Consider the following 23,872-nt stretch of genomic DNA (forward strand, 5'->3'; position numbering starts at 1 on the left):
TTTATAAAAAAGTATAATAAGATCCTGTGTTAATCACTAAATGATTAACTAGGCAATTTCTTCGTTTTGTTTATTTTAGCCACAAATTGATTTTGTGGCTTTTTTTTTAGATTAGTTAGATATTTCTTTTTGAAGATACTCTTCATAATTTCCTGAAAAATCAATAATACCTTTATCAGTTATTTCAATAATTCTACTTGCTATTGAAGAGACAAACTGTCGGTCATGTGAGATAAATAAGAGAGTTCCCTCAAAGTGTTCTAGTGCCAAATTTAATGATTCAATAGATTCCATATCCATATGGTTTGTCGGTTCGTCTAGTAATAATATATTTGCTTTTTGCATTATTAACTTACCGATCAACATTCTTCCTTGTTCACCTCCAGATAAAACCTTTACAGATTTTTTAATATCATTTTGTGTGAATAACATTCTACCCAAAATTGAACGAACAAACTGCTCATCTTTATCCTTTGGTTTCCATTGATCCATCCAATCTAATAAATTCAAGTCTTCTTCAAATTCATGTTTATGATCTTGAGCATAATATCCAATATTGGCATTTTCTGACCATTTAACAACCCCACTTATTGGTGCTTTATTACCAAAAATAGTTTCCATAAAAGTTGTTTTACCAATTCCATTTTTACCAATGATTGCAATCTTTTCGCCAACTTCAACTCTTAATTTAACATCATCAAGTAAAATATTATTCTCATAACCTTGAACTAATTTGTTAATGTGGAGTATATTTCTAAATAATTTTTTATCTACTTCAAAACGTATGAATGGGTTTTGTCGGCTAGACGGTCTCATTTCTTCCAATTTGATTTTATCCATCAACTTAAGTCTTGAAGTTGCCTGTTTTGCTTTAGAAGCATTAGCCGAAAAGCGACTTACAAAAGTTTGCAAATCAGCAAGTTGTGCTTTTTTCTTTTCATTATCTGAAATCATTCTTTGTTTGATTTGTTCAGCTGCGATCATAAAATCATCATAATTACCTGGAAAAATTTTCAGATCTTGATAATCTAAATCCGCAATATGCGTACAAACCTTGTTCAAGAAGTGTCTATCGTGAGAAATAATAATCATGGTGCAATTTTTCTGAATTAATATATCCTCAAGCCACCTTATAGTATTAATATCTAAGTTATTTGTCGGCTCATCTAATAACATTACATCAGGATCGGCAAAGAGGACTTGTGCTAATAACACTCTCACTTTTAAACCTGGTGGGATTTTACTCATAAGATCAAAGTGCAATTCCTCTTCAATATCTAATTGAAGTAATAATTCGCCAGCTTTAGCTTCTGCAGAATAACCATCGAGTTCCGCAAATTGTATTTCCAAATCAGCAACTTTGAGTCCATCTTCCTCTGACATTTCTGGAAGTGAATATATTCGTTCTCTTTCTGTTTTAATTTTCCATAACTGTTTATGTCCCATTAAAACGGTATCAATAAGGGAGTAATTTTCATAGGCAAATTGATCTTGATTTAATTTTGCCAAACGAGTATTTTTGTCAATAAACACGTTTCCTGATGATGGCTCTAAATCCCCACTTAAGATTTTCACAAAAGTAGATTTGCCACAACCATTTGCACCTATTAAACCATATCTATTATTATTTCCGAATTTTACAGAAATATTTTCAAATAAAGGCTTGTCTCCAAATTGAATTGTTAAGTTGGATGTCTGAATGATAGCGAGCTCCTTGACTCAAAAAATTTGTATAATAATATCAGATTATTTTTTCATTAAAAGGAAATATTTTTCTTCTTTTAAAATTAAAAGCCCATTCAAAATTTTGCAATTAATTCATCCCTACTTAATTTTTTTATCACTTATATTGCCGTTTCGTACCTATTATATTGAAAAAAACATATTTAAAATAAAATGTATTGTGTATTCATTATCAATGACAGTGAGTATGTGGATAGGCAAGAGAAAACTTAAGTATATTTTCTTTAATAATCAGATTTGGTTTATATTTTGGTATCCATAATACAATTCTAATTTATTCTAATGTCGATAAAAAATATAAAAAAATTTAAGAAAGGGTTTTAAATATTAGCACCCAATCAAATCATGTATATGAAAAAATCAATCTGTGGAGAACACAATGTTAAACAAATTGTTTTATAAAAGTTTAATGATTCTAATGATATTTATATCTATAAATACCTTAACTTTTTCAAAAGAAGTAACCATTAGTAAAGATGTTTCTGGATTTTCATCATTGTTAATCAATTCAAGTGGTACGGTATATTTAAGGCAAGGTAATAAGGATTCAGTAAAAATTATCATAGAAAAGAACTTAATTCCTTATTTAGACGTTGATAATAGTTCCCATGAACTAAGTTTATCTATCGAAAAAAATAGGCCGGAAGCATCACAAGTTAAATATTACATTACCATGAAAGAGATAAAAAATTTAAAATCAGTAAATTCAGGTAAAATTATGATCCTAACACCGCTCCGCACAAAGCAATTAACATTAGCTGTTGAAAATAGTGGTTTAATTGACATTGATAAAGTATATAATACCGGTGTTACAAATCTATTACTTAAAAATAGTGGAACCATTAATATCAATGACCTTACTTCAATTGATTCAAATTTAGAAGTCAAAATTCTGGTCAAATCAATATTAATAATTTAAACTCTGAAAAAATTCAATCTACTATTTCTAATAGTGGTCAAATAAATATTAACTCTGGAAAAAACGACTTTCAGAATGTTCAAATTAATAATAGTGGTAATTATCAATCAGAAGGAATGATATCAAAAAAAGGAAATTTAGTGATAGAAAATTCCGGAAATATTCATGCTCAGATAAAGAAAAAAGTTAATATAGATATTTCTGGAAGCGGTAATGTTATTCTTAAAGGAAAACCAAAAGTTAAAAGATTAAATTCCAATAAAACTGGTATGGTCCAATTTATCGATTAACAAAATATTCTTACTCTCAGAGGCTTATTATTTAAGCCTTCTTTTATCCACGAAACACTCTAATTATTTATATTAAAGTTATGATCAAATTCTAGATGATATGCTTTTTTTAAAATTACTGGATGCATAAGCTTTTCTGTCAACTCAAAATTTATACATTGCCCTTTTGACATCAAAATAACTTTATCTGAAAAGTTTTTTGTTTTGAGTAAATCATGATTGGACATTATTATAGTAACCCCTTTTGTTTTCAAATTATCGAGTAACTTATAAGTTTCAATTTGTTGTTTAACATCAAGGTATGTCATCGGCTCATCTAAAAGTATATATTTTGCATGTGGGTTAATGTCAGGCCATACCTGTATTATTGACGATGCTATTTTTATTCTTTGCCACTCACCATCAGATAATTTGTTTATATTTCTCAACAACTTATCTTCAAGATCGAGCTTATGAGCAATTTCTAATACAACTTTTTCTTTTTCTTTTTCAGTTACATTTGAAATTGCTGATGCTGTTAACTTTAAAAACTCTAAAACCTTAACTGGAAATACTGGTCTAGATGATGTAGAAAGGTAGCTTCTTAGATAAGATAATTCATTCAATGAATAATTACTTAATGCCTTTTGATTTAAAAAAATTTTATTTGCACCTAAAAATAACCCTGATAAACAATGAATTAATGTGCTTTTTCCACTTCCATTAGGCCCTATTATGTGAACAATTTCATTCGCTTCAATACTAAAAGATATTTGTTCCAATCGTTCTTTGACTTCTAACCCATTGACAAATATTAAGCTATTCATGATTAAATCGTATGAGAAGGTAAATAAAAATTGGAACGCTTAATGTAGTAATTATTATTCCTACTGGAATTTCTGTATAGGAAATCAGAGATCTCGATAAGATATCTGATATTAAAAGTAATATTGCACCAGTGATAGCTGAGTTTAAGAGTATTGGTTTATTGGATGACCCTAATAATAAACGCATACAATGAGGGACAATCAATCCTAGGAAACTAATTATTCCTGAACAAGAAACGCAAAGGCCAATTACAATAGATAATACTACTATTAGAATAATCCTAAACCTTTCAATATTGATACCAAGCTGTTTTGCATGTAAGTCACCAAGCATGATCAAATCTAATACATTGCTTTTGAAGTAAAGCCATATCATGATAGGAAGTGTTAATGTCAAAACATATACATGTATCCAACTTATACCGGACAAACTCCCCATTAACCAATACATCAAAAGTTTCATATTAAGTGCTGTACTAAAGTAATAAGACCATGTAACAATAACACTTGAAAATAAGCCCAAAGATAAGCCTGCCAATAATAATTTAGTGGCTGAAAAATAAAATTTTACTGATAGCACAACTAGAATGATGGTAAAAATTAAAGAACCTACCATAGCAAAACACATAATGTTTAGAATAGAAGGTTCAATTGATAAAAAACAATAAACCAATGCAACTCCAACACTTGCTCCGCCAGAAATGCCCATGATGCCAGGCTCTGCTAATGGGTTTGATAAGATTACCTGTAAAATAGCACCTGACAATGATAGAGCGGAGCCAATCAAAATACATGCAAATAATCGAGGTAATCTTAAATCTTCAAAAATCTTAAAATCTATTGAATTATTATTTTTTAATATCTCTGAAATAGATAAATTTTGTACCAGAAAAAAAATTGAAATAGTCACTAACATCAAGGATAAAACAATTGTAATATTTTTTTTAAAAATCTGTAATGACCATTAATGTTTGCCTAATAATTAACTTTTCATAACTTGGTTGTTAACTATTTTAATTTGAGTAGGTTGCATTAACATGCAAGTCCTATGTCCAATTTGGACGTTGGGGTTTGGAAATACAACAGCCTCACCTCCTTCAGCAGCATAGTACTCTTGACCATTATCAGATGCTAGGTGAATTCCTTTTTCAAAAAAAGTAAAATTTGGTACACCAGCATCAAAAGTAAAATGAAAGTCATTTGTTTTCTTAAATAAAGTACGAGTAGATTTATATATATCTATATCTGATTCATCAAACTCAATATCTTTGTAACCATCTATAGATATTAACTCTGAGATGGCGTCAAATGTTGGTTGTAGTAACTTATGATCATTTTCGCCAAATCTAGCTACTTTTCCTAATTCTAATGTAATTGACTGCGACTCGTAAAACTCTCCCGTATACCAACTAAATGTTGAAGAAGGTATATCTGAAAGTGTTATTGCGCCTAGCTTAGTTTGAGCTAAAAAAGCAAAAAACTCAGGTTTGCGAACATTGCCTGTGCAGGATGGGCTTACCCCGAAGCCAAAGTATTTTGACTTTCTAATTGCACTATGTAAGTCCAAATGAATTTTATTAACATATGTTTTTTCTTAAAAAAGTATTCTACTTTGGATTTCAAATTTTCAGCAATTTTATGCTCTATAGACTGACCTTGTTCTTTTCCTGAAAAGAGACGGTTTAAATTAATATCAATTTCTCTTACATGTTGATTAGTAGCTTTAGGATGGGCCACAATTAGAAGTAAATTTTTAGAAGGAATTATTTTTTCTTGAATAATACTATTCAAAAGTTCAGAGACAACTTCAATTGGGGCAGTTTCATCACCATGAATACCAGAAGAAACAATAAGTGCATCAACTGACTCTTTTCTTGGTACTATTTCAATAATACCTCTGTCTAATACGTTAATCTTTACTCCACTTTTAAGGGTAAAACTCCCAATTTCCACACTTAATTCTTCATTTAGAGTTGCTTTTAGAAAGTTCCCCTCTGAAATTAATTGCAACATAGACATAAATCTCTAAATCCTATTTGATATAAACTGAAGACATCATATAAAAAATTATGTTTCATTTAAAGCATCTGAATAGAAAAAGAGTATTATCAGATTAAAATGCAACCTAAATAATTAAATATTCATTTTTTCTTTAACTTTTCTACTCTATTTTTGAGTTTTTGACCTGCTTTAAAAGTTACGACTCTTCTTGCAGAAATTGGAATATCATCTCCGGTCTTGGGATTTCTCCCCGGACGCTCTGATTTTTCTCTGATATCAAAGTTTCCAAACCCCGATAATTTAACTTGTTCACCAGATTCAAGTTTTTTTCTGATTTCTTCAAAAAACAATTCAACAACATCCTTAGCATCTTGTTTAGACAACCCTACTTCTTCTAACAATATTTCAGCTAAATCTGCCTTAGTTAAAGCCATATTTTTTCTCTCATTACAAATTAACAAATATAAAACTATTTAATGCAAGTTTATGACATTTAATAAAATTTCTCCAATTTTTTTATATAAAATCATAAAACGAGAAGAACCAAAAGTTCTTCTCACTAATTAAACATTTATCTTAAGATAGCGTTAAAATTATGTTTTAGGTGTTCTAAAACAGTGTCAACATAATGATTAATCGCGGTATCATCTAAAGTTTCTGTCAGAGACTGTATATGTAAGTTAAAAGCAATACTTTTCGTTCCTGCAGGAACACCCTCTCCCTTATAAACATCGAAAATATTTATATTTTGAATTTCAGAAATCTTTAATGTTGAAATACTAGAAATAATTTCATTAGCTAAAATATTTTCAGGAATAATAATACATAGATCTCGTTTATTACTTTGGAATTTTGAGATTGCTTTATATTGCATTACTGGTTTTGACTTCAAATACTCATATTCCAATTCAAAATATATAGTCTTGGATTTCAAATCAAATTCCTTCTCCACTTTTGGATGGATAACGCCAATAAAGCCAATTAGGATATCATTCAAATATATATCTGCACTTTGCCCAGGATGAAGGTAGTCTCTATCAGCAGGCACAAAATTCAAATTATTACTATCTAAATAACAATTTAGTAGAGATTCAAGATCACCTTTTAAGTCGTAAAAGTCAACTAATTCTGGCTTATTATCCCAACTTTCGATATTTTTGTTGCCTGATATAACTGCTCCAATATGAGTATTTTGTTTAACATTATTTTCAGCTTTCTGATCTTTAATATAAACCAAACCCGTTTCAAAAAATTTGGTTCTCAGTTGTTGTCTACTATGATTATAACTAACTGTATTAAGCAAGCCTGTTAAAAGATTTGTTCTCATCGCTGACATTTCAACAGAAATTGGATTTGGTAAAAGCATAAAATCCTTAGAATCTGAAACTAATTCTTGCTTTTTTGGATCTACAAAGCTGTAGGTTATGACTTCATTATATCCTCTATCCACCAAAATATTTTTTATGTCATCAATAGATACATCAGATTCCCTATAAGTTTTCATCTTCATCGTAACGTTAGGCTGACTTACAGGTAAGTTATCATAACCATAAATTCTAGCAATTTCCTCAATAAGATCTGCTTCAATGGCTATATCAAACCTCCAACTTGGTACTTGAACAAGCCATGCATTGTTTTGATACTCAACATCAAAACCCAAGGACTCTAGGGTATTTGTAATGAAGGTATCTTCAAAGTTCTGTCCAAGTAATTTACAAATTTTCTCTTTTCTAACTAAAATACTCTCTACTTTAGGAAGGTAATCAGAATTTTTATAGGTGTTAACAACACCAAATGTTCCGCCACATATCTCATTAATTAGGAAACATGCGTATTCCATTGCTTTTTCTTGAAGGTTATAATCTACTCCACGCTCGAATCTATGAGAAGCATCAGTATGAAGATTATATTGTCTGGCAATACCTTTAATTGAATCAGGGTTGAAAAATGCGACTTCCAATAAAATATCCTTTGTTTCTTTTTGGACACCTGAGTCTTTTCCACCAAAAACACCTGCAATACCCAAAACTTTTTTTGTATCAGCTATCACCAAAGTGTTATCTTTCAATTTTAATTCTTTTTCATCTAATGTAATTAAAGTTTCATCATTTTTAGCTTTTCTAACGATTAATTTATCATCAACTTTATTTAAATCGTAAGCATGCATTGGTTGTCCAAGTAAAAGCATTACATAATTAGTAATATCAACTATTGGATCAATACTTCTGATACCTGAGCGTCTTAATTTTTCAACTAACCAAGTTGGACTTTCAACACTTAAGTCTAGATTTTTTACGACACGAGTTAATATTTTAGGACAATCTTCGACACTTAAAACATCAATATCAAAAGCCTCATCTGTAATATCTTTAACCGAAGTAAATGCTGGTTCATTCATTTTGTTACTATTGTTTAAAACAGATAACTCCCTAGCTATTCCTTTAATACTCAAACAATCAGAACGGTTTGGTGTCAGATCAACTTCAATTGTTTTATCATCTAAAGATAGATATTCTCTGTAATCCTGACCAATAGTAGCATCCAGTGGTAATTCAATTATGCCTTCTGAATCTATGTTATTAATACCTAGCTCAGAAAATGCACATAACATTCCTTCTGATGGCTCTCCTCTTAACTTTGTTTTTTTTATCTTAAAGTTACCTGGTAATGTTGCACCAACTGTTGCAACAGCAACTTTGATTCCTTTTCGGCAATTTTTTGCACCACATACAATGTCTAAAGTTTCATCTGCTCCAATGTCTACCTTAGTTACACTTAATTTGTCGGCATTAGGATGCTGTGAACATTCAACAACTTCTCCAACAAAGACTTTATTAAAATCTCCAGCAACTGGGGCAATTTCATCGACTTCTAAACCAGCCATTGTTAACTGGTGAGTCATTTCGTTGGTACTAGTTTCAAAAGTCAACCACTCTTGAACCCATTTTTGACTAAATTTCATGAATGATTTCTCCTAATTAATTAAACTGCTCTAAAAACCGCAAATCATTTTCGAAAAATGAACGTAAGTCATTAACGCCATATCTAAGCATCGTAAAACGCTCTATCCCAAAACCGAATGCGAAACCTGAATATTCCTCAGGATCAATATTTACTGCTTTTAATACATTAGGATGAACCATTCCACAACCTAATATTTCTAGCCACTTACCTCCCTTTTTCCTAATATCAACTTCAGCTGATGGTTCTGTGAAAGGGAAAAAAGATGGTCTTAATCTGATTTCTAATTCTTCTTCAAAAAAATTACTTATCACATCAAATAAAATTCCTTTGAGGTGGGAGAAATTTATGTTTTTATCAATTAAAACTCCCTCCATCTGATGAAACATTGGCGTATGCGTTTGATCGTAATCATTTCGATAAACGCGTCCAGAACATATAAATTTAAATGGGGGTTTTTGATTCTCCATCGTTCGAATTTGAACACCAGAGGTATGTGTTCTTAATAACAAATTTGGATTAAAATAAAAAGTATCATGGCCTGAACGAGCTGGATGTGTTTCCGGCATATTTAAAGCTTCAAAGTTATAATATGTATTTTCAATTTCAGGTCCGGTCTCAATATTAAAACCTAACTCTTTGAAAATCGTTTCAAGTCTTCTAATAGATTTAGTTACTGGATGGATACCACCAATATTTGAGTTTCGTCCAGCTAATGAAATATCAATGGTTTCTTCAGTCAATTTTTGTTTTAGGGCAGCTTTTTCTAATTCTTCTTTTTTTTCGTTAATAAGTTTGACAACTTTTTGTTTTTCTTTGTTGATCTTTTGACCAGCTTCTTTTCTTTCGCTGGGTGGTAATTTACCTAAGTTTTGCAAAAGGCTGGTTAATGAGCCCTTCTTCCCCAATATCTGAACTCTAATATTATCAAGTTCACTTAAGTCTTTTACGTCGTTGATAGACTGGATAGCATATTCTATTATTTCATCAAGAGATTGCATTAGGCTATTTCCATTTTAATTTAAAGCTTAATATTAAACAATCAAACGTTTAATTCCAACACATTTTTTATGATTTTTTTACAAAAAAAAAGACCCTAATCAAGGGTCTTTCTATCAGTATTTTGGGGATTAATTAATAATCCTATAATGCAGCTTTTGCTTTTTCAACAAGAGCTGTAAATGTCGCTTTATCAAAAACAGCAATATCAGCCAAAATTTTACGATCGATTTCAATTGATGCTTTCTTTAAACCATTAATTAAACGGCTATAAGACATTTCATTTTGTCTCGCAGCAGCATTGATTCTTGCAATCCAAAGTTGACGAAATTGACGTTTTCTTTGTCTACGGTCTCTGTAAGCATACTGACCTGCTTTAGTAACCGCTTGAAAAGCTACTCTGTATACACGTGAACGTGCTCCATAATAACCTTTAGCTTGTTTTAAAACTTTTTTATGACGTGCACGAGCTTGTACACCGCGTTTGATTCGAGGCATTTTTATCTCCTAACTAAATTAAATTTACACTATTAAGCAAATGGCAACATACGAGCAACAGCTGCAACTTCACATTTTGGAAGTAGCGCATTTGGACGTAATTGTCTTTTGTTTTTAGTAGTACGCTTAGTTAAGATATGTCTCTTAGTAGCGTGCTTAAATTTAAAACCACTACCTGTTTTTTTAAAACGCTTTGCAGCGCCTTTATTTGTTTTCATCTTAGTCATTGATGATAACTCCGCATTGGATTAAAGTTAATAACATATAATGAGGCGAAATTTATTTCAATTTACTTAATTTGCTCTCATTACTTCTTTTTTGGGGCTAATACCATAATCATTTGTCGACCTTCAATCCTACTAGGAAAAGCTTCAACTGAAGCAATTTCAGCTGTATCTTCTTTAATACGATTTAAAACATCAACACCAATGTTTTGGTGAGCCATTTCACGACCTCTAAATCTGATCGTTACTTTGACTTTATTGCCCTCTTCTAAAAAGCGACTCAGGTTGCGCAGCTTTACCTGATAATCGCCTACATCAGTTCCAGGTCTTAGTTTAATTTCTTTAACCTGAACCTGTTTTTGCTTTTTTTTCTGCTCTTTAGCAGCTTTAGCTTTTTCAAAAAGATATTTACCATAGTCCATCACTCGACAGACTGGAGGCTCAGCATTTGGACTAATCTCAACAAGATCAACACCAGCTTCTTCCGCTATTGTAAGAGCTTCTTTAAGACTTACAATTCCTAAAGAGTCTCCTTCTAATCCATTTAATCTAACTTCTTTTAAACCTGTAATTTCATCGTTTAGTCTATGTGCTGCTTGCTTGCCTGTCTGTTGAGTTTTTTTCACGCCTATAATACCCTTATTCCTCCGAAAAATTTAATTTACGATCTTTAATTTCTGATAATATATAATCAATAAAATCATCAATCTTAAATTTACCTAAATCTTTACCTTTTGTTGTTCTAACTGCAACTTCCGAAGAAGCTACCTCTTGAGCGCCACATACTAACATATACGGAACTCTTTTTAAAGTATGTTCTCTAATTTTAAAACCAATTTTTTCATTTCTCAAATCCACATTAACTTTAATCCCAGCTGCTTTCATTTTTTGTGCTATTTCTCGCACATATTCAGATTGAGCATCGGTAATATTCATAATAACAACTTGAACAGGTGCTAACCATGTTGGAAAATGACCTGCATACTCCTCGATTAAAACACCAATAAATCGCTCCAATGAACCTAATACTGCTCTGTGGATCATAACTGGAACAAATTTTTGATTATTTTCTCCGACATAAGTTGCACCAAGCCTTTGGGGCAAGTTAAAATCTAATTGCACAGTACCAAGTTGCCAAGGTCTTTCCAAACAATCATAAAGAGTAAATTCAATTTTAGGTCCATAAAAAGCACCTTCACCTTCTAATACCTCATAATCTACAGACATAGACTCCAAGGCATTTTTTAAGTCTTGTTCAGATTGATCCCAAATTTCATCATCACCAATTCTTTTTTCAGGCCTTGTAGAAAGCTTGATATCAATTCTTTTAAAACCAAATGTTTTATATGTTTCAAAAATAAGTTCAACACAAGATTTAACTTCATCTTGCACTTGATCATGAGTACAAAAAATATGAGCATCATCTTGCGTAAATCCCCTCACTCTCATAATTCCATGAAGAGATCCTGAAGGTTCGTTTCTATGACAAGAACCAAATTCTGCCATTCGAATAGGAAGATCTCTATAAGATTTTAGTCCCTGATTAAATATTTGCACATGTCCTGGGCAATTCATTGGTTTTAAAGCATATTCTCTATTTTCAGAACTTGTAACAAACATATTTTCAGCATATTTATCCCAGTGACCTGATTTTTCCCATAATATACGATCCATAATTAGAGGTGTTTTCACTTCTTCATAATCGTAATCATTCAGTTTTTCACGAATAAAAATTTCTAACTCTCTAAAAATGCTCCACCCATTATGATGCCAAAAGACCATACCCGGAGATTCTGGTTGAAGGTGAAATAAATCTAGCTGCTTTCCAAGTTTGCGATGATCTCTCTTAGCTGCTTCTTCAATTTTTTTCAAATGAACTCTCAATGATTTTTTGTCATGAAAAGCTGTTCCATAAATACGTTGAAGCATTTTATTCTGGCTATCACCACGCCAATATGCACCAGCAATACTCAGTAATTTGAAATGTTGACAAAATGACATATTCGGTACATGCGGGCCTCTACACATATCAACATATTCTTCATGATGATAAAGACCTGGCTGGTCATCTTTAGGTATGTTTTCCTCGATAATTTCAACTTTGTAAGGTTCATTTCTCTCTAAAAAAGTATTTCTGGCCTCATCCCAAGAAACAATTTTTTTAATAACTGGGTATTTTGTCTTAGCTAACTCCATCATCCTTTTTTCTATTGAAGCCAAGTCATCACTAGATAAAGATTCATCTAAATCAATATCGTAATAGAAACCACTATTGATCGTTGGACCAATTGCCATTTTAGCTTGAGGATATAACTGTTTAAGAGCATGTCCTAATAGATGAGCACATGAATGACGAACAATTTCTAAGGTCTCTTCATTTTTGGTTGTTAAAATTTTCAACTCACTATCATGCATAATTAAATCACATGCATCTTTCAATTGATTATTCACTAATCCTGCAATGCAAGACTTTGCTAATCCTGGCCCTATATCTTTAGCTACATCTAAAGTAGATACTGGATTTTCATAAATTCTTTGTGAACCATCTGGCAATGTTATTATTGGCATAAATTTTCCTTTATTCAGTGGTACTACACACCAAGTAGTACATGATTAGTTTATTATAAAAAAAAGAAGAAATTATAATACTTTTTATAAGGTTAAATTGCAAAGTAAATAGAGTTATTAAATTTTTTACTATACTAATTTTATGTATCAAGACGGATTGAATTAATATGCAATCATTAATAACCAAAAATATCAATTGTCCTCATTGCGGAAATACCTTAGAAATTGAGCTGGACTTAACAAACGGTAGCCAAGATTTTTATACTGACTGTACTTTTTGCTGCAATAGCATACATATTAGCTGTAATGTTGATGAAATTCATCGTACTGTTGAAGTGATAGTTGATAGCGATGATGAACAAATTTATTGAAGCACAGTCGCATATGGTTACTCGAATAACACAACAAATTCTCGAAGAAAGAGCCTTTTATTTAATGTATCAACCCATAATTAATGCAGACAAGCAAATTTTGAGGCTTGAAGCTTTATTACGATTAAACGAAAAATATTCTAAGAAAATATCTCTCTCACATTTTATTTATACTTTAGAAAAGAATAATAAAATTTTTATCCTTACTAAATTTGTTATTCAAAATAGCTTCTACAAACTTAACTTATGGCAAAAAGAGTTAAACAAAAAAATTCATTTATCATTTAATATATCTTCACAAGACATCGCCGAACCTGAATTATTTAGAACTCTATACGAAAACTGTTATCAATATCATATAGACCCTTTTCAAATAACCTTAGAAATAACAGAAACTCAATGTTTAAAAAGAAACGAAAGATTCCTTAGTAATTTTCAAAGGTTATTACAAGCAGGGTTTAATTTATCATTGGATGACTTTGGTTCCGGTTATAGTAACTCAAAAGTACTAGACTTTTTTAACTTTACTAATGTTAAGATTGATAAATCTTTAATTCCAAAAAATGCTCAACAAATTTCAAAAATTCATAAGCTGAAAAAGCAAGTTAAACTATTTAAAAAAAACAACATCAACGTAACTGCTGAAGGTATAGAAAATAATTTTTGTTGGGATCTTTGTAAAAAATTAGACATAAATTTATTTCAAGGATTTTTCATATCTCATCCCAAGACATTTAAAGAGATTACTCAAATATTACAATCTCAATAATATGGCTACAGAGATATTCATAATATTAAATTATTTGGGTGTATTTCAATCAATTAAGAATTAAATCAGTAAAAATACTTGAAAAAGAAAAAAAATGTTTATAAAATCTATTCTCTTTTTTACGACCGTAGCTCAGTTGGTTAGAGCACCACCTTGACATGGTGGGGGTCGGTGGTTCGAATCCACTCGGTCGTACCAATTTATTAAATAATTAAAAGTTTAGTAAATTTAATAAGTTATTTATATGCATTATTTACTCAGAAAAAAATATTGCAAATAAGTTTATTATTTATAAAATTTATCTCTGAATACGACCGTAGCTCAGTTGGTTAGAGCACCACCTTGACATGGTGGGGGTCGGTGGTTCGAATCCACTCGGTCGTACCAATATACTAAATCAACAAGCAATTAAATTTAATTGGGTGTCGCTATATCATTATGGAGATATTAAGTATAAAGCTTATCATATACACCCTACATCCATACTCATATATTTAACTCTTCAGCGAATTGGTATCCTAGATGTAACCATATTAATAGGAGAGATCATCAACTTCATGTGTTAGGTAGCAGTAGTTCAATTATCGTGATATTTTACTATGATAATTAATGAACAAAAAAATATGTATTATCTGTAAAATGAATATTGCTTTGAAAATAAAAATTTAAAATTTAGTCATTCATAATAACAATAATACAAAACAATTTTATGGATATGTTATGAAATTCAAAGATTTAAGTAATACCAAAAATAAAGAAATAGAATATAATCGTGCTTCAATAACATTACGTTTTACATTAATAGCTCTAATTTTAATTTTATCATGTTATTACCTATGGGTTTTATACAAAGCGGTCACCCCAAATGTAAGTACTGCTTACAAAGCATATTATATTAAAACCCAGACACTTTTCTGGCAGCCCAACAAACCAAACCTTTCACTTAATATCCCATCATTTTTAGATGTTACAAAAAAATCTCCATACCTATCTCGTAAAGGTTGGGATAAAAATGCTGATAATGGATATAGACAGTTAAACAGCTCTGGTGGATTATATTTTACTTTACCATTCATACTGAAAAAAAATATCAAGGTAACTCTGACTCTCGCGTCTCCACTGACCTCACCGGTTCATTTTTCTATGAATAAATGGAAAGGAGTATTCACTCCACAAAAAAGAGCTAACATTGTAGAGGCTGAAATTCCTATAGTAGCATTCAAAGCCAATCATGCTTTACAATTCTTACAATTTAATACGTCAACGCCTTTGTTATTGAAAAACGTGAAAATTTCATTTACAACTTTAAATGCAATAAGCCACAAAAAATCAATACCTTTAATTCAAACGTCATCTTGAGATCACTAAAATAAGGTCATCCAAAAATGCATAACAACCTTAAAAACCCAGACTATACGTTGTCACTAATTTATTCTAAGTACTATAAACGAGTCACATGTATTAAGTTGATTCTTTCTAAAATTGAGGTGTTCAAATGATTTCTCTTAACTTACCTTCAATCAAAATTAGTAAACATGAGTGGTTCACTATTATTATCGCCGTTATTTTAAGCCGTATTGTCATATACAGCTTAGGCTTATGGGGTGTATCTGAGTTTGCTTCTGGTCAATATGCTGAAGAGCCTCTACTTCAAACTATTTGCCGATTTGATTGCGTATGGTTTTATAGAATTATAGAAAATGGCTATGATTTAGCACCACAATGGTTAAGCCAAAAAAATGCTGCAAGCTGGGCTTTCATGCCATTACAACCCTTTTTAGGATGGTTTTTTTCAAAATTCAGTGTTTTTTCTGATCCAATCAACGACGCTCGTATAGGCTTAATCATTGCATCAAACATAGCTTTTTTAATCAGCTTACCCATGACTTTGATGGCGTTAAAACAGCTTAACTTTAGCAAATCTTCACAATATGCTGCAATATGGCTATTGTGTTTTTCACCTTACACTGTATATTCAACTGCTGGCTATACTGAACCTCTCTTTATTGCTTTAGTCACCGGAGTGTTTCTTTTTAGTTACAGACAACAATGGGGTTGGGTAGCCATTTTAGGACTTTTAGCTGCAATCACACGTAATCTTGGTGTTTTTTTGGTTTTTCCAGTTCTAATTATTGCTATCCAACATTATGGAATAAATAACTTTCTACGCTTTAAAACTCCCTGTCTTAAAGTGATGGCAGCAATTTGGGTGATTCCTTTAGGTTTTTTTACATACATGGCTTACCTTTACTTTCATGTAGGTGATGCACTTGCTTTTGCTCATATTCAAATCGCTTGGGGACGCCAGTTAACCAACCCTATTCATTGGCTTATATATGGCTTTGAAAACGGTGGAGCCAAACTCTATCTAACAATAGTATCGTTACTTGCATTTCTTTTAAATATCTATTTACTAACTCGCAAATACTACGCAGAGGCACTATTTATGTTTATCTGTTTGATAATACCTCTATTTTCAAGCTTAAATGCTATGCCTCGTTATGCTTTTGGTTTATATCCTACTTTTCTGGGCTTATTATTATTTATTGAACGTTACCCTAACGCGAAAACCCCAATGCTTTGTGCCTTTAGCGCCGCAAGTACCTTTATTGCTATTGGTTTTTACAGCCATATATTCTTTACTGTTTAACATTTTCTTTTTATGTAAAAAAACAGCTTAGTTATTGAACTACACATTACTAAGCTGTTTATTGACTCCTACAATATAATAAACTCCTATATAAAAATTTCTATTTTACATATATACGTTTTATAAATATAAATTTGATTCATCATTAACATTACAAAACAGTATTGCAGAGGTTTCTCTAAAATTAAGCATCAAATAATGGTGTTTATTTATGAATAATCCCTTTAACTATTACTAATTTATAACCAAACGATATAGCCAACTTTATTGTACGTGTAAATTTTATAAAACGGAGTTCTATCAATTTTTAATACTAAGTCATTTTTGATTTTATTATACTTTTCTAGTGTTTTCTTGAGTGGACCAGACCATTCAAATTTTACTTGTTTCATTCCATCATACTCCATAATACGTCCAACTGTATTCCATCCAGATCTTTCTAGATACCCATTAAATGGAACTTCTTTTAGAATGTTATCTAAGTAATGAGAGTATTTTACTCCACCAATAGAATGATAAAAATTGATGTTTTTCAAACTATAAAGGTCTACTGTCAAATTTTCAAAGATTGGTTTTTCAAACTCACTTTGAGTTTTTAGTATGTTCCCCACATTGGAAGAGAAGATGAAACAATAAAAAATTGGAATTAAAATAGCCCATTTTAATTTGTTTTTACCGAAGGATAAAAAAAGAACAACGAGCATCATCAATATGGGAAAATAACTTAGGGTTCTAGGAGCATAAATTTGCTGAGTTAAAATGGCCATTCCCCCAATTCCAGAAAATATCACAATAATACTGGAAAAAACAAACCCAACTAACACATGATAATTTTTATGTATCAAAATATAACTTAACGAGATAATTAAGAAAGGGAGTAATAACATTAGAGACTTCTTGTAATAACTCCAAAAGGTAACAAATGGAATGAATCCTTCTATAAGGTTATTAGTAATTTTTAAAATAGAATTAAGCTCAAGAGGCAAAAGCTGACCTCTTGACGACACTCCAAATACTTTCAATTCAAATAGGTAAAAAATATTAGCTACAACAAAAATAGCCACATTAAGAAGAATAAATTTAAACAAAGATCTAAACTTTGCTTTGTCCCAAGTCATCAATAAAAATTCAATGCCTACTAACCCTAAAAATAAATTAGACATGGGCTGATAAAAATTCAAAGATATTATTAGTAATATAACTTTTAAAAGCGCAGATATATAATTTTTATAATCGTCATTTATACTGAAAGACAACACTACAAAAAATAATGCCAAAGTCATTCCTAGGCTATCATATCGATAAAGAAGATTCTGAATAAAAAATGGATTAATGATAAAAACAAGTGCTAAGGTGAAAGCAAATTTAGGAAATCTTGGGTTAAATTTTACAAATATTAATTTGGCACAAAAACCAATTAAACCAATACATAAAAACCAGGTTAATGGAGAGATATCTAGAATATCTCCATGCATACCACTATATAGTCTTGCTATATCATTTGCGAAAAAACGACCTAAACCACTCCAACCATAACTACCTTGAAAAACACGAAAAACATCATCCGCGTATAAACTACCTGCATAAATAACTGGATAATAAAAAGCCAAGGAAGCAATTAAAAGAATCATTAAAACTTTTTTATTAAAGTGCTCACGATTTAATACATCAGTAAAATTTATAATATCGAATTTTGGAATTTTCACTTGATTCTACTCTTCTTAAATAAGAAACCAATTATTAGATTAGCTAAAAAGGAAATTAATTTTGCAATGTGTCAGTATATAAAAGTAGGTATATATATTCAATTAACATATTTTTATTGTGAAGATATAAAAAATTAGTTTTAGATATAATTAAAGTGAATAAATTGAAATCTTACTTAATAATTTGAGAAAGATAAAATGTAGGTTAATATTACTTTATCTGAATGTTAGATTATTTAAATATTCGAAAACGCTTTGTTGAGATGCCTTTCATTAAAAAAGAATTGATAATATTTATTTAATTATATATCTTATTGCTAATTAAAAACCAAATTAGTAAGTTGACGGACGAAAAAATTTTTACTGTTATTAAAACAAGCATTTAAAATATACCATCAACTAATCCAACACAAAAAGCTATTTCATTTGAAGTTGACTACACTTGTTCAACATTTCTTACTAAAAAGAAAAGATTACCCAATGTAATTCAGTATTGAGTAACCCTGCTAACGTGTAAGATGATAGTTTCTAAATCATATTATTTTTTAATATCTTTATCTTTATCTTTAATTAAGTACCTTGGCCTTTGCTTTACTTCTAGATAAACTCTACCTAAATATTCACCTAAAACCCCAATACCGATTAATTGAATACCCCCTAAAAATAAAATGGATACTAATAAAGATGGGTACCCTGGGACAGGGTTACCATATATTAATTTATCAAAAATCATGAATAAACCATAAATCAATGAGACAAATGAAATAGAAAAGCCAATATATGTCCACAATTTAAGGGGAACCGTTGAAAAACTTGTTATTCCTTCAAGGGCTAAATTCCATAATTTCCAACCGTTAAACTTCGTTTCACCTGTACTTCGTTCCTCTCTTTTATATGTTACTATTGCTTGTTTATCCGTTACCCATGAAAGTAACCCTTTCATAAATAGGTTCCTTTCGGGCATAGCTACAATATTATCGCAAACACTTTTAGACAGTAATCGAAAGTCACCTACGTTATTTTCTATTTTTGTATCACTTATTTTGTTGTGAAAACTATAAAACATAGAAGCCGTTAATCTTTTTAATTTAGTATCGGATGAACGGTCTATTCTTTTGGCTAAAACCACATCATAACCTTCTTTCCATTTTTCAATTAATTTTGGTATGACCTCAATCGGATCTTGAAGGTCAACATCAATTGGAATGATTGCATCTCCAGTGGCGTTTTCAAGTCCAGCCATTAATGCTGGCTCTTTACCAAAATTTCTAGTTAAGCTTATAGATTTAATTCTACTATCTTTTTCTGATAGGCTATCAATTAGTGCTTCCGTACCATCAGAGCTTCCATCGTTAATGAATACTATTTCAATATTAAATTCCTTTAATGTTTCATTAATAGCTTTGTAGAATAAAGGAATGGCAGATTCTTCATTGTAAACTGGTACAACTAGTGAAATTTTCATTTTTCTTTTTCCTTTTGCTAATATTCTGTGATTCAACGAGTCTAACTTAATGATATCTAATTGCATTATACTCATCATAATTTCAACGAAAAAAGTTATCTTAAAACTCAAAAGTTTAATAACCTCGAACTTCTTCATATTTTAATCAGATAAAGCCAATTATTTCAATACAGGAGCGGTCAAATTATTTTACATAAAACATATTTTAAACCAAATTTTAGTAATTTACACGTGACCCTTTGGGGCTTAACTTAAATAGCTTAAATATATTCTGTAACATGAGTCTGTTTTTTAAAAGCTTTTAACATTTTCTTTCAGGTGTAAATTCTTTATCTAAATCATAATTCGTCACATTTAATCACTTTAGCATAAAATATTTTTAATCTTTTCAATTAGGTTTTCATAATATCGCTTTTCAACAGAATCCAAATATTTCCAGAAATAAAAATAAATTGGAATATCCATAGTTATTTGAGGCTCGATTTTTATTAAACTTCCATCTTTCAGCTCTTCTTTGATTTGTATTTCAGGTATCAACGCAAAACAATTACTACTCAGTACAGCCTGTTTAAAACCCTCGATAGATGGAATAGTATGATAATTTTCATGAGTTGCTATATTATGATAATTTTCAAAATATAGATCTGTTAATCTATCATTTTTATCGAATTTTATTGAAAAACAGTCAGACAAATCTTTAATATTTTTTATTTTGAATTTTTCCATAAATCGTGGAGACGCTACCAAAAAGTACTTCAAATTGCCTAAAAAAATTCGCTCACAATTATTTACATTCATTAATTTAGATGAAAAACTTGAAGATACCAAACCATCTCTTAAATAATTCAAAGTTAAGTCTTCATTGTCTGCAATAATTTCTATATTGAATTGATTTAATAAACAGTCGTTAATCAAAAACCTCATAAACCAACTTTCAAGACTATCTCTACTGATTGCAAAAGAAATAGATTGTAATTTTTTTTATGAAATAAATCAGCTTCTAACCCCTGCTCTAAATTAATAATTTGCTTAAAATATCTAATTAAAATTTTTCCTTTAGAAGTTAAACAATATTGATCTGATTTTATGATTAATGAATCTGAATAAAGTTTCTGTATGCTTTTCAACCTCTGAGATACTGCAGATTGTGTAATAAATAGTTTTTTTGCGGCTTCTTCAAAGCTTTGTTCTTGAAATATGTAATATAAAGCTTCAATACCTTTTAACTCAAATCTCATATAAGATAATCTAATAACCAATAATATTTATTAATTTTACTTATAGCAAAAGCTATAGCATTATGCAATATATAACTTTAAATTCAAGGAATTACTTTAATGAATGCCCTAATTTCAGGATTAAGCACTGGTTTGTCTTTAATTGTTTCAATTGGTGCACAAAATAACTACGTTCTCAAAAAGGGATTAGAAAAAATAATATACTGTTATGTGTATTTGTATGTATTACCATTGATATTTTTTTAATAACATTTGGTGTTCTGGGATTTGGTGAGTTAATCAAAAACTCTCATATCATGTTAAAGATTGCAACTTATGGTGGAGCATCATTTTTGTTTCTATATGCTTTACTCTCTTTTAAAAGTTGTTTCTCAAGTGATAGATGCCTGAAACAAGATAAAACAAAAAACAAACAATCCAAAAAAACAATATTTATAACATTATTGGCTTTCAGCCTTTTAAATCCCCACGTTTATTTAGATACTGTAATTTTAATTGGTAGTATTTCAACGCAATTTGATAGTTTAAATAAAATTTATTTTACACTTGGAACTTTTATAGCCTCAATTTTATGGTTTTTATCACTTGGTTATTTATCTAGATTTTTATTACCAATTTTTCAAAACAGATATCTTGGAAAGTTCTAGACTTTATCATAGGATGTACCATGTTATATTTATCCATCAAAATTTTAAATTAAATTGAAAAATCAATTTAATTTAAGAATTTTTATATTTATTGTTGTTTTAACATTCACATAACAAAAGATAACAAAAATGGTGTAAAATTGACCACTAAAATTTTTTTCAATTAATTGATTTGGTAATACACATGAACCCTGAACAATCTAAAACAAATATTTTAGAGCTTTCTAAATATATTGTTGTACTTTCCTTAATATTAAATGTTTTTGCATTTTTTTTCTCTTTAATGACTAGTAATGATTTAATCTCTATTAGTTTAAATTTTTCTTTTTTAGTTTTAGGACTCATATATTTTAAGCTAACTAGTAACACTGAAAGACATAGTAGCTTTATGATATCTCAAGTGTTTGTCATTATTCCCGCTATTATGACCATGTTTAATAATTATTTATTCATGAATCAGTTTTATGAAAACGCCATTGCCTATTCAATTATTTTCCTACTTACTCCTTTAACATTTCAACTATACTACAAATTTTTAATTAGTATTCAATATTTAGTTGAAAGACCAAAACTTGACTCTAGTACGCTGCAATCAAATAATGTCGAATTACCTGGTTGCTCAATGATGATAGCAACTAGAAACGAACCGTTTGATGTTTGTAAATTAACTTTTGATTCTGCGAATAATCTCTCTTACCCTAATCATAAAAAAGAAATAATTATTGTTGACAACAGTGATTTAGCGCATCCTGATTTGAATAAATGGAAAAATTATGTGGAGGAGCATCAAAATTTAAATAATGGAACCACTTATAAATTTATACATAGAAATTCAACTGTTGGATTTAAACCCAAAAATCTAGATATTGGTATGGAACATGTTTCACAACCATATGTGATGCTTTTAGATGCTGATTCTACTCTGTTACCGAATACATTAAATGATGTAATGCCCCATTTTATTAAAGATCCCAAGCTTGGCTTTGCTTCGTTTCTTATTAAAGGCACTAACTTTACGTCAGGTTATTTTGCTAAAATAGGTTGTATATCGCAAAATCTCTTGCGCTACACAATGAACCTGATTGGTAAAACTGGATTTGTTATTTTTCAAGGACACAATTCAATTTGGTCTAAACAAACACTTGAAAAGATTGGTCCTTGGCTTGAAGAACACAAAGGTGAGCCAATGATCGTTGAAGACGTTGCTGCTTCAATGAGGTGCTATTTTAAAGGATTTTATGGAAAATCAATATGGATTGATTCTGGCGAATGGGTACCTACTTCATTAAAAGAATGTGAATCAATGTGGATGAGATGGACTTATGGAAACTTACAAATTACTCACAAGTATTTTTCCAAAATTATTAATTCTAATCATATCACCTTTAAAGAAAAGTTAGATATATTTAACCAAATGTTCTCTTTTACAACTGTTTTAACACCGATCTTCTCTATTTTAGGGGTTTTGTTATATAAAGACTCATATTTTTGGCTTTATTATGTCTTGTTATTAAATATACCTTCAATTATTAATGTGATTGGTAACATTTTCAAACAACCCTCTGATAAAAGTTTTATAAAAAATTTAATAAATGGTTATGTGGCATTTTTTGTTATGAATAGTTTTATTACGTGGGTTTCAGCTAAAGCTGTATTCAATTATGTAACAGGAAAGTCTCAGGGTTGGAAACCAACAGGCAAAAAAGCAAATGATTCAGAAAGCATTATGGAAAACATAAAAAGATACAAAGGATTGACGTTCGCTTCTGTTTTAGCAATGGGCATTGCTACATTTATGGTTTATTATCATCTAGAAAATTCATTTCAACCAGAAGTTGGAATTACGTTAGTCTTATTAAATGCTTTGTATTACATAAATCTATTTCTAAATATGATTATTTTTGGTAATGAAAAGCAGAGTGAAGAAGAGGTAATTGAAGAACTATCAATTGCTTCTTGCTAACTTAATTACTTTTTAGTGAGCTAAATTAATGTTGCCCAATTCTGGGCAACCAAT

General features: G+C 30.1%; 24 protein-coding genes and 2 tRNA genes. 10 read left to right on the forward strand and 16 right to left on the reverse strand.

Annotated features, from left to right (window positions below; all coding sequences use genetic code 11):
* Positions 1-111: 111 nt before the first annotated feature.
* The gene (locus CF386_RS07225; protein ID WP_089073707.1) at positions 112-1,704 is read right to left on the reverse strand and encodes an ABC-F family ATPase; all 1,593 of its coding nucleotides are present in this window, start codon (positions 1,702-1,704) and stop codon (positions 112-114) included.
* 418 nt (positions 1,705-2,122) lie between these two features.
* Between CF386_RS07225 and CF386_RS07230 the strand changes: the two genes are divergently transcribed.
* Together CF386_RS07230 and CF386_RS12790 are read left to right on the forward strand one after the other, a co-directional pair.
* Positions 2,123-2,662 (forward strand): GIN domain-containing protein, encoded by a 540-nt coding sequence (locus CF386_RS07230; protein ID WP_089073708.1) that lies wholly within the window; start codon positions 2,123-2,125, stop codon positions 2,660-2,662.
* An 11-nt stretch (positions 2,663-2,673) separates the two neighbouring features.
* On the forward strand, positions 2,674-2,952 hold the full coding sequence (locus CF386_RS12790; protein WP_264080488.1) for a DUF2807 domain-containing protein: 279 nt from the start codon (positions 2,674-2,676) through the stop codon (positions 2,950-2,952).
* Between the two features lie 59 nt (positions 2,953-3,011).
* Here CF386_RS12790 and CF386_RS07235 read toward each other — a convergent pair whose 3' ends face one another.
* From CF386_RS07235 to thrS, 11 genes are all read right to left on the reverse strand, one after another.
* Positions 3,012-3,758: an ATP-binding cassette domain-containing protein gene (locus CF386_RS07235; protein ID WP_089073709.1), complete on the reverse strand. Its 747-nt coding sequence runs from the start codon at positions 3,756-3,758 to the stop codon at positions 3,012-3,014.
* Complete coding sequence (locus CF386_RS07240) at positions 3,751-4,674, reverse strand: iron chelate uptake ABC transporter family permease subunit (RefSeq protein WP_089073710.1); 924 nt, start codon at positions 4,672-4,674, stop codon at positions 3,751-3,753. Before CF386_RS07240 ends, CF386_RS07235 begins: the two co-directional genes overlap by 8 nt.
* 66 nt (positions 4,675-4,740) lie before the next feature.
* Positions 4,741-5,325, reverse strand: coding sequence for a succinylglutamate desuccinylase (locus CF386_RS13370; protein WP_158522330.1), 585 nt, complete (start codon positions 5,323-5,325; stop codon positions 4,741-4,743).
* A complete protein-coding gene (locus CF386_RS13375) occupies positions 5,274-5,777 on the reverse strand; it encodes a M14 family metallopeptidase (protein ID WP_089073712.1) in 504 nt (167 codons plus the stop codon). The genes CF386_RS13370 and CF386_RS13375 overlap by 52 nt, the downstream gene beginning before the upstream one ends.
* 122 nt (positions 5,778-5,899) lie before the next feature.
* A complete protein-coding gene (locus tag CF386_RS07255; RefSeq protein WP_089073713.1) occupies positions 5,900-6,193 on the reverse strand; it encodes an integration host factor subunit alpha in 294 nt (97 codons plus the stop codon).
* Between the two features lie 137 nt (positions 6,194-6,330).
* Entirely contained in the window at positions 6,331-8,721 is a 2,391-nt protein-coding gene (gene pheT, locus CF386_RS07260; RefSeq protein WP_089073714.1) for a phenylalanine--tRNA ligase subunit beta, read from the reverse strand.
* 16 nt (positions 8,722-8,737) lie between these two features.
* A complete protein-coding gene (pheS, locus tag CF386_RS07265) occupies positions 8,738-9,721 on the reverse strand; it encodes a phenylalanine--tRNA ligase subunit alpha (RefSeq protein WP_089073715.1) in 984 nt (327 codons plus the stop codon).
* 142 nt (positions 9,722-9,863) lie between these two features.
* Complete coding sequence (gene rplT / locus CF386_RS07270; RefSeq protein WP_089073716.1) at positions 9,864-10,217, reverse strand: 50S ribosomal protein L20; 354 nt, start codon at positions 10,215-10,217, stop codon at positions 9,864-9,866.
* A gap of 32 nt (positions 10,218-10,249) precedes the next feature.
* Entirely contained in the window at positions 10,250-10,444 is a 195-nt protein-coding gene (gene rpmI, locus CF386_RS07275; RefSeq protein ID WP_089073717.1) for a 50S ribosomal protein L35, read from the reverse strand.
* 80 nt (positions 10,445-10,524) lie between these two features.
* Positions 10,525-11,067, reverse strand: a complete 543-nt coding sequence (gene infC / locus CF386_RS07280) for a translation initiation factor IF-3 (protein WP_089073718.1) — start codon at positions 11,065-11,067, stop codon at positions 10,525-10,527.
* Positions 11,068-11,080: 13 nt separating this feature from the next.
* Positions 11,081-13,009, reverse strand: coding sequence for a threonine--tRNA ligase (gene thrS, locus CF386_RS07285; protein ID WP_089073719.1), 1,929 nt, complete (start codon positions 13,007-13,009; stop codon positions 11,081-11,083).
* Positions 13,010-13,176: 167 nt separating this feature from the next.
* Between thrS and CF386_RS07290 the strand changes: the two genes are divergently transcribed.
* From CF386_RS07290 to CF386_RS07315, 6 genes are all read left to right on the forward strand, one after another.
* The gene (locus CF386_RS07290) at positions 13,177-13,380 is read left to right on the forward strand and encodes a CPXCG motif-containing cysteine-rich protein (protein WP_089073720.1); all 204 of its coding nucleotides are present in this window, start codon (positions 13,177-13,179) and stop codon (positions 13,378-13,380) included.
* Complete coding sequence (locus CF386_RS07295; protein ID WP_089073721.1) at positions 13,361-14,149, forward strand: EAL domain-containing protein; 789 nt, start codon at positions 13,361-13,363, stop codon at positions 14,147-14,149. Before CF386_RS07290 ends, CF386_RS07295 begins: the two co-directional genes overlap by 20 nt.
* 121 nt (positions 14,150-14,270) lie before the next feature.
* Positions 14,271-14,347 (forward strand) — tRNA-Val (locus CF386_RS07300).
* Between the two features lie 112 nt (positions 14,348-14,459).
* Positions 14,460-14,536, forward strand: a tRNA-Val gene (locus CF386_RS07305).
* Between the two features lie 333 nt (positions 14,537-14,869).
* The gene (locus tag CF386_RS07310; protein ID WP_089073722.1) at positions 14,870-15,508 is read left to right on the forward strand and encodes a riboflavin synthase subunit alpha; all 639 of its coding nucleotides are present in this window, start codon (positions 14,870-14,872) and stop codon (positions 15,506-15,508) included.
* 136 nt (positions 15,509-15,644) lie between these two features.
* Positions 15,645-16,799 (forward strand): hypothetical protein, encoded by a 1,155-nt coding sequence (locus tag CF386_RS07315; RefSeq protein WP_089073723.1) that lies wholly within the window; start codon positions 15,645-15,647, stop codon positions 16,797-16,799.
* Positions 16,800-17,038: 239 nt separating this feature from the next.
* Here the strand turns inward: CF386_RS07315 and CF386_RS07320 are convergent, their stop codons facing one another.
* From CF386_RS07320 to CF386_RS07335, 4 genes are all read right to left on the reverse strand, one after another.
* On the reverse strand, positions 17,039-18,505 hold the full coding sequence (locus tag CF386_RS07320; protein WP_089073724.1) for a glucosyltransferase domain-containing protein: 1,467 nt from the start codon (positions 18,503-18,505) through the stop codon (positions 17,039-17,041).
* A gap of 538 nt (positions 18,506-19,043) precedes the next feature.
* Positions 19,044-19,970: a glycosyltransferase family 2 protein gene (locus CF386_RS07325; protein WP_089073784.1), complete on the reverse strand. Its 927-nt coding sequence runs from the start codon at positions 19,968-19,970 to the stop codon at positions 19,044-19,046.
* Between the two features lie 363 nt (positions 19,971-20,333).
* Entirely contained in the window at positions 20,334-20,894 is a 561-nt protein-coding gene (locus CF386_RS07330; RefSeq protein ID WP_089073725.1) for a hypothetical protein, read from the reverse strand.
* Positions 20,891-21,208: a LysR family transcriptional regulator gene (locus tag CF386_RS07335; protein WP_089073726.1), complete on the reverse strand. Its 318-nt coding sequence runs from the start codon at positions 21,206-21,208 to the stop codon at positions 20,891-20,893. The genes CF386_RS07330 and CF386_RS07335 overlap by 4 nt, the downstream gene beginning before the upstream one ends.
* A 185-nt stretch (positions 21,209-21,393) precedes the next feature.
* On the opposite strand from CF386_RS07335, the gene CF386_RS07340 reads away from it, so the two are divergent.
* The gene (locus tag CF386_RS07340; protein WP_089073727.1) at positions 21,394-21,855 is read left to right on the forward strand and encodes a LysE/ArgO family amino acid transporter; all 462 of its coding nucleotides are present in this window, start codon (positions 21,394-21,396) and stop codon (positions 21,853-21,855) included.
* A gap of 184 nt (positions 21,856-22,039) precedes the next feature.
* Positions 22,040-23,818 carry a glycosyltransferase gene (locus tag CF386_RS07345; RefSeq protein ID WP_089073728.1) on the forward strand — a complete coding sequence of 593 codons (1,779 nt, stop codon included), beginning with the start codon at positions 22,040-22,042 and terminating at the stop codon, positions 23,816-23,818.
* Positions 23,819-23,872: the final 54 nt, after the last annotated feature.

Source organism: Paraphotobacterium marinum (genome assembly GCF_002216855.1).
GTDB lineage: Bacteria > Pseudomonadota > Gammaproteobacteria > Enterobacterales > Vibrionaceae > Paraphotobacterium > Paraphotobacterium marinum.